This is a genomic window from Streptomyces collinus (genome assembly GCF_031348265.1).
Lineage (GTDB): Bacteria > Actinomycetota > Actinomycetes > Streptomycetales > Streptomycetaceae > Streptomyces > Streptomyces collinus.
On record NZ_CP133771.1, the window covers coordinates 4,167,135 to 4,179,580 of the forward strand.

Consider the following 12,446-nt stretch of genomic DNA (forward strand, 5'->3'; position numbering starts at 1 on the left):
TTTGTACTCACCCTCTCGGGCTTTCCTCCGGGCGCTTCCCTTCGGTCTTGCGTTTCCGACTCTATCAGATCTTTCCGATCCGATTTCCTCGGTGCTTTCCAGGTTCCCGCTTCCGCGTTTCCCTTTCCGGCGGTTCCGACTCTATCAGATCCTTTCGGGCCTGATCCCCGGTCAGCGGGGTTTGTCTTCGCGGCTGTTGGGCCGTTCCGACGTCCCTAACCTTAGCGCGCCCTCTCGGCGATTCCCAAATCGACGCCGTTCGGAGTCGATCAGATCGTCGAGTCCCAATTCGAATTGAATTCGGGCACGCCGAAAACAACCCCATCGGGATGTCGAGCTGGTGGTTTGGGTGCCGCTGCTGCGGCGGAAGTGCTGTCGAAGAACCGTTACGGCTCTGCGGCAACCCGAAGAACTTTACGGATCCGGCATGGGGCTGTCAAGCGACCCTGTCAAGATCTTTTCGGCCCGGGTGTCAGTCCAGGTCGGTGAGACGCCCGCCGGCGTCCGGCTGCGCGTGCTCGACCCGGCGCAGCAGGCGTGTGAGCACTTCGCCCAGTGCCGTGCGCTCGTCGGGGGACAGGTCCTGGAGCAGGTCCTCCTCGAAGACCGACGCCAGGCGCATCGCCTCCAGCCACTTCTCTCGCCCCTCGGATGTCAGCTCCACGATGACTCGTACGCGGTTGGACTCGTCTCGCTCACGGGTCACCAGAGATTCGGCGACCATGCGGTCGATCCGGTGGGTCATTGCGGCCGGAGTGAGGCCGAGACGCTTGGCGAGGTCGCTGGGGCCCAGGCGGTAGGGAGCTCCGGAGAGGACGAGGGCCTTGAGGACCTCCCACTCCGCGTTGCTGATGCCGAGGGCCGAGGTCTGACGGCCGTAGGCGACGTTCATGCGGCGGTTCAGGCGGGAGAGGGCCGAGACGATCTGCTCGACCTGGGGGTCTAGGTCCTGGAACTCGCGCTGGTACGCGGCGATCTGCTCTTCGAGGGTCGGCTCGCTGGGGCCGGGGGTGTCGCCCATGTGCGCAGTATCGCACGGCCGTTCTTTGCCTTGAAGTCCTTGGGTATGTACTCTTTAGCTTCGAACTTTAGTTTCGAAGTCTTCACTCCTAACTTGTGAGAGAGGTGAACGTGACCAGGGCGATGGGCGCAGCGATGCGCCGGATTCACGTGGGTAACGCACTCAGCGCGTTCGGGCTCGGCTTCACGGTCCCGTACCTGTACGTCTATGTGGCGCAGGTGCGAGGGCTTGGGGCCATGACGGCGGGTCTCGTACTCGCCGTCTTCGCCGTGGCCGCGCTGGTGGTGCTGCCGTTCGCCGGGCGGGCCATCGTCCGGCGGGGCCCGCTGCCGGTGTTGCTCGCCGCCCTGGTCACCGCCGCTCTGGGCGCGCTCAGCCTGGGCATCGCCAGCAGTGCGGCGGCCGTGCTGGTGTCGGCCTCCCTGTTGGGGGCGGGGCAGGCCGTGATGCAGCCGGCGCTCGCGACGATGATCGTGGACTGCTCGTCGGCCGAGACGCGGTCGCGTGCCTTCGCCATGCAGTTCTTCCTGCAGAACCTCGGGCTCGGCGTCGGCGGTCTCATCGGCGGGCATCTGGTCGACACCACCAGCGCCGCCTCCTTCACTCTGCTCTTCGCGATCGAGGCGGCGATGTTCCTGCTGCTGGTCGTGGTGATGGTGACCGTGCGGATGCCGCACGCGCCGCGGATCGAGGACGCCCCGAAGGCGTCTGGCCGTGGCAGCTGGAAGCAGCTGATGGGTAACCGGGCCATGGTGCAGCTGTGCGTGCTGGGCTTTGTGCTGTTCTTCGCCTGCTACGGGCAGTTCGAGTCGGGGCTGAGTGCGTACGGGGTCGAGGCCGCGGGGATCTCCACGTCCGCGCTCGGGACCGCGCTCGCCGCCAACACGCTGGTGATCGTCGTCGCGCAGTTCGCCGTGCTCCGGTTCGTGGAGCGGCGCCGGCGGTCGCGGGTGATCGCCGCCGTCGGACTGATCTGGGCCGTGGCGTGGGCCGTCGCCGGGTACGCGGGGCTCGGGCACGGGAGCCAGGAGATGGCGACGGCCGCGTTCGTCTCGACGTACGCACTGTTCGGGCTGGGTGAGGCAATGCTGTCGCCGACCGTGGCCCCGCTGGTCGCGGATCTCGCGCCGGAGGGGATGGCGGGGCAGTACAACTCGGCTTTCGCCCTGGTGAAGCAGCTCGCGCTGGCCGTCGGGCCTGCGGTGGGCGGGCCGCTGGGGGCCTCACTGCACGCGCCGTACATCGTGGCGTTCCTGGTGTTCTCCCTGGGGATCACCGTCCTGGCCGTGCGGTTGGGGCGGCAGCTGACCGATGTGCAGGATCAGCCGTGGCTCGGGAAGAGCCGGGTCGTGGCGCGGGGTGGGGCGCCCGTTTCCGCGGACGTCTGACCCGGCGCGCTCACGTCGGCTGCGTGCGCGGCAGGGCGAACTCGCACCACACCGCCTTGCCGCCGCCCGGTGTGCGGCGGCAGCCCCAGTTCGACGCGATCGTGGCGACGATGGCGATGCCCCGGCCCGATTCGTCGCCCGGTTCCGCGCGGCGGCGTCTGGGGAGGTGGTCGTCGCCGTCGGTGACCTCGATGATCAGCCGTCTGTCCGTGCGGCGCAGGCGCAGTCTCATCGGCGGGGTGCCGTGCTGGAGGGAGTTGGCGACCAGTTCGCTGGTGGCCAGGACGCCCAGGTCGTGCAGATCGGCGGGGAAGCGCCAGCTGGTCAGCACGCCGGAGGCGAAGGCACGCGCGCGGGGGGCCGCTTCCACGCCGCCCAGGAGTTCCAGGGCGGCGTTGCGGAAGAGCTCGCTGTCCGCTCCCGTGCGGGCGGGGTGCTGGAGGACCAGGACGGCCACGTCGTCGTCGTGGTCGGGTGTCACTCCCGCCGAGCGGACCAGGCGGTCGCAGACGACCTGGGGGGTGCCGGTGGCTCCGGCCAGGGCGCTTTCCAGGGCGGCGATGCCCTCGTCCAGGTCCGCGTCGCGGCGCTCGACCAGGCCGTCCGTGTAGAGGACGGCCGTGGAGCCGGGGGCGAGGGGGATCGAGCCCGAGGTGTGCATCCAGCCGCCGGTGCCGAGCGGGGGGCCGGTGGGTTCTTCGGCGCGCAGGACCGTGCCGTTCTCGTCGCGGACGAGGATCGGGAGGTGGCCCGCCGAGGAGTAGATCAGCTTGCCCTCGTTCGGGTCGTGGATGGCGTACGCGCAGGTGGCGATCTGGTTGGCGTCGATCTCGGCGGCCAGGCCGTCCAGGAGCTGGAGGACCTCGTGCGGGGGGAGGTCGAGGCGGGCGTAGGCGCGGACCGCCGTGCGGAGCTGGCCCATGACCGCCGCGGCGCGGACGCCCCGGCCCATGACGTCGCCGATGACCAGGGCCGTGCGGCCGCCGCCCAGGGTGATGACGTCGTACCAGTCGCCGCCGACCGCGGCTTCCGTGCCGCCGGGGTGGTAGGTGGCGGCGATGCGCAGGTCGTCCGGCTGTTCGAGCTCCTGGGGGAGCAGGGAACGCTGCAGGGTGACCGCCGTTTCGCGCTGGCGGCGTTCGCTGGCACGCAGGCGTTCGGCCGCTTCGGCGTGGTCGGTGACGTCGGTGGCGAAGACGAGGACGCCGCGGCCGTCGCTGCCGCCCTTGCCGTCGCCCTGGGCGACCGGGGTGCAGGTGAAGGTGTAGGAGCGGCCGTCGGGGGCCTTGCGGGACTTGACCGTGCGCGGCTTGCCACTGCGCTGGACCTGGTCCAGGAGGGGGAACAGGCCGAGGCCGTCCAGCTCGGGGAGGGCCTCGCGCGCGCGTTCACCCAGGGGGCGTACGCCGAAGGCGGTCGTGTAGGCGTCGTTGACGTAGGCGATGCGGTGGTCGGGGCCGTGGACCAGGGCGACGAGGGACGGGACGCGGTCGAGGACCTCACGCACCCGCAGTTCGTCGACGGCGGGTACGGACGGTGACTCGTCGGTCAGTTGTTCGGCACGGGCGGCGGGTACGGAGCCTTCCCCCCGCCGGTCCGGGGAGGCCGTCTGCTCGGTCCGCGCTGCGGCGCGGCGCTGCGTTCCGGGGAGCCGGGCGCTCCAGCGCGTGAAGTTCACGAATCCTTGCCTCGTGTAGTGGTCGGCGGCCGGCACCGGAACCGGCCGGGGCCCCGGAGGGCCCGCACCGGGACGTGGGGTGGCACGCCCGCGGTGGTGGACCAGTCTGGCAGTGCGCGGACCGGACCGACATCCGTCAGACGCCGGGCCGGCCGGTGGAGTTCCTGGGTCCGGTCAGGACGACCCCTTCGGGTTGTTCGGGGGGTCCTGAGAAGGCTTTCCACCGGCCGCGAGTTCGAACTCCGCCCGGGGGTGTTCGAGTGAACCCAGGGAGACGATCTCCCGTTTGAACAGACCGGACAGGGCCCATTCGGCGAGCACGCGCGCCTTGCGGTTGAAGGTGGGCACGCGGCTGAGGTGGTAGGCGCGGTGCATGAACCAGGCGGGGTAGCCCTTGAGCTTGCGCCCGTAGACGTGGGCGACGCCCTTGTGCAGGCCCAGGGAGGCGACCGAGCCGGCGTAGGCGTGTTCGTACGTCTCCAGGGGTTCGCCGCGCAGGGAGTGGACGATGTTGTCGGCGAGGACCTTGGCCTGGCGGACGGCGTGCTGGGCGTTGGGGGCGCACTCGCGGCCCGGTTCCTCGGCGGTGACATCGGGGACGGCGGCGGCATCTCCCGCGGCCCAGGCGTGCGTGGTGCCCTCGACCGACAGCTCCGGCGTGCAGGTGAGGCGTCCGCGGCCGTTGCGGGGCAGGTCGGTGGCGGCGAGCACCGGGTGGGGTTTCACGCCGGCGGTCCAGACGACCGTACGGGTGGGGAAGCGGGCGCCGTCGCTGAGGACGGCGACCCGGTCGGCGCAGGATTCGAGGCGGGTCTCCAGGCGCACGTCGATGTTGCGGCGGCGCAGCTCGGTGACGGTGTAGCGGCCCATCTCCTCGCCGACCTCGGGCAGGATGCGGTCCGAGGCCTCGACGAGGATCCACTTCATGTCGTCGGGCTGGATGTTGTGGTAGTAGCGCGCGGCGTAGCGGGCCATGTCCTCCAGTTCGCCGAGTGCCTCCACGCCCGCGAAGCCGCCGCCGACGAAGACGAAGGTGAGGGCCGCGTCGCGGATCGCGGGGTCGCGGGTGGAGGAGGCGATGTCCATCTGCTCGATGACGTGGTTGCGCAGGCCGATGGCCTCCTCGACGGTCTTGAAGCCGATGCCGTGGTCGGCGAGGCCGGGGACCGGCAGGGTGCGCGAGACGGAGCCGGGGGCGAGGACGAGCTGGTCGTAGGAGAGCCGCTGTCCGCCCATGCCCTCCTCCTCGGTGGCGAGGGTGGTGACGGTGGCGGTGCGTTTGGCGTGGTCGACGGCGGTGACCTCGCCGATCAGGATCCGGCACCGGTCGAGGACGCGGCGCAGCGGTACGACGACGTGGCGGGGCGAGATGGCGCCCGCCGCGGCCTCGGGGAGGAACGGCTGGTAGGTCATGTACGGGTCGGGGGTGACGACGGTGATCTCCACCTCGCCCCGGTCCAGTTCCCGTTTCAGTCTGCGCTGCAGGCGCAGGGCCGTGTACATCCCGACGTAGCCACCACCGACAACGAGAATGCGCGCACGTTCCTTCACCATCCCATGACGCACCCGACGCTTGAGTTTGTCCACAGCCTCGACGAATTGTGTGACCGGAGCGGGAGAGCGCGCGGAGTTGGCCGGAATCCGGACCTGCTGCGCATAAGTGCAGGTCAGAAGGGGTGGTGCGAGGGGCGCACGGGGGCACATTCAGGACGTATGCGACCCGTACTCCGATCGGTGGGCGCTCCGTGCGGAACGTGCCCCTTCTGAATTGACTCCCTCTCAACTATGTTCGTGTGTCGACGGGGTGTAGGGGGATGTGCTCACCGGGTCCGCGACGGGCGGGCCCGCGGACCCGAGCCGTTCCCCGACCCCGGCATCGAATGGCGGGGAGTGTCTCCGGGGGGAGACGTCATTACCGGGGGAATGCTTATGCATGTTCAGGACTCTCATTGGTCGCCTGCGTCCGCGGTCGCGGCGGGTGGCATGACGATGAGCGCGGCGGGCAACGGACGCGACGTGTCGCGGACGACGCCGCTGCGCGTGGACGCACAGCGCAATCTGGAGCACGTGCTGCGGGCGGCGCGCGAGGTCTTCGGCGAGCTGGGGTACGGCGCGCCGATGGAGGACGTGGCGCGGCGCGCGCGGGTCGGTGTGGGCACGGTGTACCGGCGGTTCCCGAGCAAGGACGTCCTGGTGCGGCGGATAGCCGAGGAGGAGACCTCCCGGCTGACCGACCAGGCGCGTGCGGCGCTCGGGCAGGAGGACGAGCCGTGGTCGGCCCTGTCGCGCTTCCTGCGGACGTCGGTGGCCTCCGGCGCCGGGCGGCTGCTGCCGCCGCAGGTGCTGCGGGTCTCGGTCGAGGACGGCGCTTCAGGCCCGCGGGTGCCGCAGCAGCGGACCCAGCCGGGCGGGACGGAGCTGCGGCTGGTGCCGGACCAGCCGGTCGCGGTCGCCGCGGTGCCGACGGTCGCGGGCGAGGACGACGCCGGGACGTCGGCGCTGCTGGAGGTCGTGGGCCAGCTCGTGGACCGGGCGCGTGCGGCCGGTGAGCTGCGGGCGGACGTGTCGGTGTCGGACGTGCTGCTGGTGATCGCCACGGCCGCGCCCTCACTGCCGGACGCCGCACAGCAGGCGGCCGCGTCGGCCCGGCTGCTGGACATCCTGCTGGAGGGGCTGCGCTCGCGACCGGCGTGAGCCGCCCCCCTCCGGGCCCTGAGGGCCGGGCACTGAGAGCCCGGCCTGAGGGAAAGGGGAAGCCTTCCCCGGATGGGTGGCGGTTAGTACTGCCGTGCGGCAAATCCCCACGGATGGGTGATCGTCCGAACTCCGGGGGTCTGACCAAAAGCCAATATGGCACGCTGACCCGGTGGTCTGGACGGGTTGGGTGGCTGGCGGGGGCTTTCCGCGATGAGCGTTGACGGTCGGGACGAGCCGGGCGGCAGTGGGAGCGGCGACGCCTCGGCCGGCGACGCGGTCCCGCCGCAGGTGCCGAGCCAGGGCGGCCGCGCGAGCGTGCCGCCCGGCGGGCACCCCGTCGAGGTCTCGGTCCCGGCCCAGCGCGACCGGCGCGAGGACGGCGTCCTGCCGCCACCGCGTGAACTGCCGCCGTCCGACACCGACCTCATCGACCGGATGCGCTCGGGCGACGACACGGCGTACGAGGAGCTGTACCGGCGCCATGCGCAAGCCGTGCGCCGGTACGCCCGGACCTGCTGCCGTGACGCCCACACCGCGGACGACCTGACCGCCGAGGTCTTCGCCCGCATGCTCCAGGCGGTGCGCGGCGGTGCGGGCCCGGCGCACGCCGTGCGCGCCTACCTGCTCACCTCCGTCCGACGCGTGGCCGCCTCCTGGACGAGGTCGGCGCGGCGCGAGCAGCTCGTCGACGACTTCGCGGTGTTCGCCGCCCAGTCCGCACGCGGGCCCGACGTGTCCGACGACGACACGGTCGAACTGGGCGCGGACGTACGGGCGATGCACCACGCCGAGCAGTCCATGGCCATGCGGGCCTTCCGGTCGCTGCCGGAGCGCTGGCAGGCCGTGCTGTGGCACACCGAGATCGAGGACGAGTCGCCCAGCGAGGTCGCCACGCTGTTCGGGCTGGACGCCAACGGCACCCGCGTGCTCGCCAGCCGGGCCCGCGAGGGCCTCAAGCAGGCCTACCTCCAGGCCCACGTCAGCGCCACGCTCACCGGTGACGAGGAGTGCGCCCGCTACGCCGACCAGCTCGGCACCTACGCCCGAGGCCGGCTGCGCACCCGGGCCGAGCGGGGGCTGCGCAAGCACCTGGACGAGTGCGCGAAGTGCCGGCTGGCGGCCCTGCAGATCGAGGAAGTGGCCGGCGGCATCCCGGCCGTCGTGCCGGTCGCGGTCATCGGCTGGTTCGGGGCCGCCGGGTACGCGAAGGCGGCCGGGCTCATCGCCGGGGGCGCGGGGGCGGCGGGTGCGGCGGGTGCGGCGGGTGCGGCCGCGGGGGCAGGTGGCTCTGCCTCCGGGGCGAGTGGGGCGGCCACTGGGGCGAGTGGCTCGGCCGGTGGGGCGGCCACTGGAGGCGGCGGTTCGGTCGGCGGAGGCGGTGGTGCGATGGCCTCCGAGGGGGTCGGCGCCCCCGTGAAGGCCGGTGTCGCGGCCGGTGTGGTCACCGTCGGCGTGGTGGCGGCGGTGGTGATGGCACTGGCCGGCAACGAGAAGCCGAAGCCGGAGGCCGAGGGCACCACCTCACCCCCTCCGCCGTCGTCGGTGGCACGCCCGGGCGAGCCCACGCCCACACCCTCGCCCCCGCCGTCCTCCACACGGCCCGGCCCGGGGCCGCGACCGCCGGAGATCGTGTCCGCACGCGCCCAGACGCCCGCGCCGGCACCGAGCTCAAGGACCAGCCCGAGTCCGGAACCGGACCCGGACCCCACGCCGACCCGGACCCCCGCTCCACCGCCCGAGTCCCCGAGGCCCACACCGCCTCCGGCCCCCACACCGACGCCCACTCCCCCGCCGCCCCCGCCCGCTCCGGCCGTCTACCAGTGGAGCGAACTGTCGTACGACATCAACGGCGACGGCACGAAACCCGAGATGCGGATCGGTTCGAGCAGCTGGGTCTGGAAGCGGTCCGGCCTGTCGGTCGGCGCCCAGCGGTACGCGCACGGCGTCACCGTGCACGGCCGCTCGTCCGTCACCATCGACCTCAACCGCCCCTGCTTGTCGTACGACGCGCTCGTAGGGGTGGACGACATGACGCTGCGGCTCGGCAAGGTGTACTTCTCCGTCTACGCCGACGGTGTCCGGCTGTGGCGGTCGCCGCTGGTCGAGGGCGGTGACCCGGCCGTGCCCGTCCATGTGAACCTCGCCGGCCGCAGCACGGTCCGGCTGGTGGTGGAACCGCGCAGCGCCCTGGACAACCTGATGCCGGTGGACTGGGCGGAGTCCAGGTTCACCTGCGGCTAGCCCCACGGGGACGGCGGCTCACACCACCCCGCCGGCTGCGTACGCGCTGTGCGCCTCGTCCAGCTCGTGCAGGACGTCGTCCGCGGTGAGCGCCGTGCCCCGAGCACGCTCCGCCTCGCACCGGGCACTCCCCAGGGCGGCGCGGACGGCGGCCTCGGCACGCTCCACCGGGGCGCGCTCCGGCAGGGAGCGCGGGCGGCCGGCCCGCCAGTGGTCGGCGGTGCCGAGCAGCCGGGCCGCGCGGGCGAAGTCACCGAGGTCCGCGAGCAGTCCCGCCGCGCCGTCCACCACCGTGGCCCGGATCACGTCCGAGCACCGCTTGACCACTGCTTCGCGCAGGGCTCCGGTCGCCCTGGGCAGCGCGGACCGCGGGCCGGACTCCCGAGCCGTGATCGCGGCGTCGAGCAGGAGCAGCATCACCATGAACTGAGGCGGCGGAGTGCCCGTGCCGGTGTTCGCCCGGGCCTCCTCGCACCACAGGCGTGCCCGGTCGGTGTGGCCCTCCTCGAACGCCATCTGGGTGCGCATCAGCAGGATGTACGCCCTGGAGTCCCGCACGCCGTACCGTTCGGCGGCGGCCGTGGCCTCGTCCAGCAACGCCGACGCGGCCCCCCGGTCTCCCCGGCGGTAGGCGATCTCGGCGAGCCGGGCGATGAGGAACGGCGACTCGGCGTAGGCGCCCACCTCGTAGGCGAGCCGCAGGGCCTCCTCGTACTCGCCCTGCGCGTCCTCGAAGCGGCTGCGGGCCATGTCGGCCTCACCGGCCGCGCTGCACACCTGGGCGCGCAGCCAGCGGTCACCCGCGCGGCGGCTGAGGACCCGCAGCTCCGCCAGGTCGTCGTCCACTCCCTCCAGGCCACCGGGTCCGTCGACGACCGTGTGCGCACGGAACATCAGGGCGACGGAGACCTCCCAGTCACCGCCGTACGCACGGCAGTTGGCGACGGCGGCGTCCAGCACGGCCCGCACCTCGCTCTGGTCGCCCAGGAAGGAGGAGAGGATCGGGCAGACGAGCCCCGGGATACGGGCCGCGTGCGGGCCGCCTCCCACGTAGTGGGCCCACACCCGCTCCATGTACGGCAGCCGCTCGGCGACGAACGGCTCCATGGGCGCGACTTCGGTCATGAAGAACAGATGCAGCAGACGTACGTCCATCCGCAGGGCGTGCAGCGGATGCCCCGCCTCCCGGTCCGGCTCGGCGAGGAAGTGGTCGATGTGCCCGGGCGGCTCCGGCTCTCCGCCGGACGGCACACCGCCCCCGACGTCCAGGGCCACGCCCAGCCGCAAGGTCCGGTCGAGCCACTCCATGCCCTCGTGGCGGTAGTTGCGCAGCCACCAGAACCAGCCCATGGCCAGGGCGAGGGCGGCGGCCTCCGCCTCGTCCCCGGCGGCGAGGGCCCGGTCGAGGGCCGCGCGGATGTTGTCCAGCTCGGCCTCCAGGCGGGAGATCCACGGCAGCTGGCCGGCGGAGCGCAGCAGCGGTTCGGCCCGCTCGGCGAGCGCACGCGCCCACGCGCGGTGCCGCAGTTCGGCGGTGGCGCGCACCCGCGGGGTGTCCGCGGCGCGCTCGACGGCGTACTCGTGGATGGTCTCCAGCATGCGGTAGCGCATGCCGCAGGAGCCGCCGTCCGCGCCGGCGGCCGCCACGACGAGGGACTTGTCGACGAGCGCCCCGGTCAGCTCGGCGGCGGGCCCGGAGCACACGGCCTCGGCCGCCGCGAGGTCCCAGCCGCCCGCGAACACGGACACCTCGCGCAGCATCGTCCGCTCGGCGTCGTCGAGCAGGTCCCACGACCAGTCGACGACGGCGCGCAGGGTCTGCTGGCGGGGCAGGACCGTACGGCTCCCGGAGGTGAGGAGGCGGAAGCGGTCGTCGAGCCGGTCGGCGATCTGCCGGGGGGTGAGCAGCCGGAGCCGGGCCGCCGCCAGTTCGATGGCGAGCGGCAGCCCGTCCAGCCGCCGGCAGATCTCCGCCACCGCCTGCTCGTCGCGGAGCAGGGCGCCGGCGTCGGGGCGGACGGCGGCGGCGCGCTCCGCGAACAGCCGGCGGGCGTGATCCGGTCGCAGGGGCTCGACCGGGCGCACCGACTCGCCCGGCACGCCCAGGGGTTCACGGCTGGTGGCCAGGATCGTGAGCCCCGGGCAGCGGGTCAGCAGGGTCTCGGCGAGGTGGGCGGCGGCGCCGATGACGTGCTCGCAGTTGTCGAGGATCAGCAGGAGGCTGCGCGGCGCGCAGAACTCGACGAGCAGGGCGACGGGGTCGTCCTGCACGGCGGTGAGCTCGCTGGTCATCAGCATCGTCTCGCGCAGACCGAGCGCGCTGACCACCGCTCCCGGCACCGCCTCCGGCCGGTCGAGCGGGGCGAGCTCGGCCAGCCATGCCTGCGGGAGCCCGGCGGCGGCTTCCTCGGCGAGACGGGTCTTTCCGGAGCCGCCCGGTCCGGTGAGGGTGACGAGTCGGGCCCTGTGCATCTCGGAACGGATGGCGTCGATCTCGGGTTCCCGGCCGACGAAGGAGGTCAGACGCGGGCGGATGGTCCCAGGGCGCGCGCGTTCGTGCCGCGGCGGAGCGGGCGGCGGTTCGCGGTCCGCCGTCGTCGTCGTGGAGTCGAGCAGCTCGGCGTGGAGGGCGCGCAGTCGGGGCCCGGGGTCGGTGCCGAGGCCTTTGGCCAGGGCGCGGCGGGCGGTCTCGTACGCGGCGAGGGCGTCGGCGTCCCGGCCGGTGTCGCGCAGGGCGCGGATGAGGAGGGCGTGCATCGGCTCGTCGTACGGGTGTACGACCGTCAGTTCCCGCAGTTCCGGTACGACGTCCCGCCCGCGGCCGAGCCGTATCCGGGCCTCTGCCCTGGCCCGGGTCGCCTCCAGCCGCCTCGCCTCCGGGCGGGTGGCGGCGGAGCGGTCGGGGAGGTCCGCCAGGGCGGGGCCGCGCCAGAGGGCGAGGGCGGCGTCGAGGTGCTGTTCCGCGAGGGCGGGGTCGTGGCCGGCGAGGGCGTCGGTGCCCTGCTGGACGAGCCGTTCGAAGACGTGGAGATCGATGTCGTCCTCGCGGGCCGCGAGCCGGTAGCCGCCGGTTTGGGAGGAGACGGCGTCGCTGCCGAGGGCTTTGCGGAGCCGGCCGACGAGTGCCTGGAGCGCGGCGGGGGCGTCCTGAGGAGGGTCCTGTGCCCAGACCTCGTCGATCAGGGTCTGGGGGGTGGTGACGCGGGAGGGGCGCAGGGCGAGGGCGGTGAGCAGGGCGCGGAGCCGGGGGCCGCCGAGGGGTACGACTGTGCCGTGCTCGTCCTCTGCCGTGGTGACGCCCAGGATTCTGTACCGCACGGGGTCATTGTCGCCGGGGTGGGGGTGAGGGGCGGAGGGTTTTCGGTGCGGGGCGTGGCCCCGGGGGCTGTGTGGGGTGCTCGGCGTTGTGGCTGGGGCCGAG

General features: G+C 72.9%; 7 protein-coding genes. 3 read left to right on the forward strand and 4 right to left on the reverse strand.

Going from position 1 to position 12,446, the window contains the following annotated elements; translation table 11 throughout:
* Positions 1-472: 472 nt before the first annotated feature.
* Positions 473-1,021 carry a MarR family winged helix-turn-helix transcriptional regulator gene (locus RFN52_RS18900; RefSeq protein ID WP_184847799.1) on the reverse strand — a complete coding sequence of 183 codons (549 nt, stop codon included), beginning with the start codon at positions 1,019-1,021 and terminating at the stop codon, positions 473-475.
* Positions 1,022-1,143: 122 nt separating this feature from the next.
* Between RFN52_RS18900 and RFN52_RS18905 the strand changes: the two genes are divergently transcribed.
* Positions 1,144-2,409, forward strand: a complete 1,266-nt coding sequence (locus RFN52_RS18905) for an MFS transporter (RefSeq protein ID WP_184853952.1) — start codon at positions 1,144-1,146, stop codon at positions 2,407-2,409.
* 10 nt (positions 2,410-2,419) lie between these two features.
* On the opposite strand, the gene RFN52_RS18910 is transcribed toward RFN52_RS18905, so the two are convergent.
* Together RFN52_RS18910 and RFN52_RS18915 are read right to left on the reverse strand one after the other, a co-directional pair.
* The gene (locus RFN52_RS18910; RefSeq protein ID WP_184847800.1) at positions 2,420-4,087 is read right to left on the reverse strand and encodes an ATP-binding SpoIIE family protein phosphatase; all 1,668 of its coding nucleotides are present in this window, start codon (positions 4,085-4,087) and stop codon (positions 2,420-2,422) included.
* 174 nt (positions 4,088-4,261) lie between these two features.
* Complete coding sequence (locus RFN52_RS18915) at positions 4,262-5,641, reverse strand: NAD(P)/FAD-dependent oxidoreductase (RefSeq protein ID WP_184847801.1); 1,380 nt, start codon at positions 5,639-5,641, stop codon at positions 4,262-4,264.
* A gap of 375 nt (positions 5,642-6,016) precedes the next feature.
* Here RFN52_RS18915 and RFN52_RS18920 point away from each other — a divergent pair, with 375 nt between their 5' ends.
* A complete protein-coding gene (locus RFN52_RS18920) occupies positions 6,017-6,781 on the forward strand; it encodes a TetR/AcrR family transcriptional regulator (RefSeq protein ID WP_184847802.1) in 765 nt (254 codons plus the stop codon).
* Positions 6,782-6,994: 213 nt separating this feature from the next.
* A complete protein-coding gene (locus RFN52_RS18925; RefSeq protein ID WP_184847803.1) occupies positions 6,995-9,025 on the forward strand; it encodes a sigma-70 family RNA polymerase sigma factor in 2,031 nt (676 codons plus the stop codon).
* Positions 9,026-9,043: 18 nt separating this feature from the next.
* On the opposite strand, the gene RFN52_RS18930 is transcribed toward RFN52_RS18925, so the two are convergent.
* Positions 9,044-12,343 carry an ATP-binding protein gene (locus tag RFN52_RS18930; protein ID WP_184847804.1) on the reverse strand — a complete coding sequence of 1,100 codons (3,300 nt, stop codon included), beginning with the start codon at positions 12,341-12,343 and terminating at the stop codon, positions 9,044-9,046.
* Between the last annotated feature and the right edge of the window lie 103 nt (positions 12,344-12,446).

Bases quoted from the DNA above. Each gene is read 5' to 3' on its own strand.
- RFN52_RS18900 (WP_184847799.1), bottom strand. From the start codon at position 1,021: ATGGGCGACACCCCCGGCCCCAGCGAGCCGACCCTCGAAGAGCAGATC.
- RFN52_RS18905 (WP_184853952.1), top strand. From the start codon at position 1,144: ATGGGCGCAGCGATGCGCCGGATTCACGTGGGTAACGCACTCAGCGCG.
- RFN52_RS18915 (WP_184847801.1), bottom strand. From the start codon at position 5,641: ATGGTGAAGGAACGTGCGCGCATTCTCGTTGTCGGTGGTGGCTACGTC.
- RFN52_RS18920 (WP_184847802.1), top strand. From the start codon at position 6,017: ATGCATGTTCAGGACTCTCATTGGTCGCCTGCGTCCGCGGTCGCGGCG.
- RFN52_RS18925 (WP_184847803.1), top strand. From the start codon at position 6,995: ATGAGCGTTGACGGTCGGGACGAGCCGGGCGGCAGTGGGAGCGGCGAC.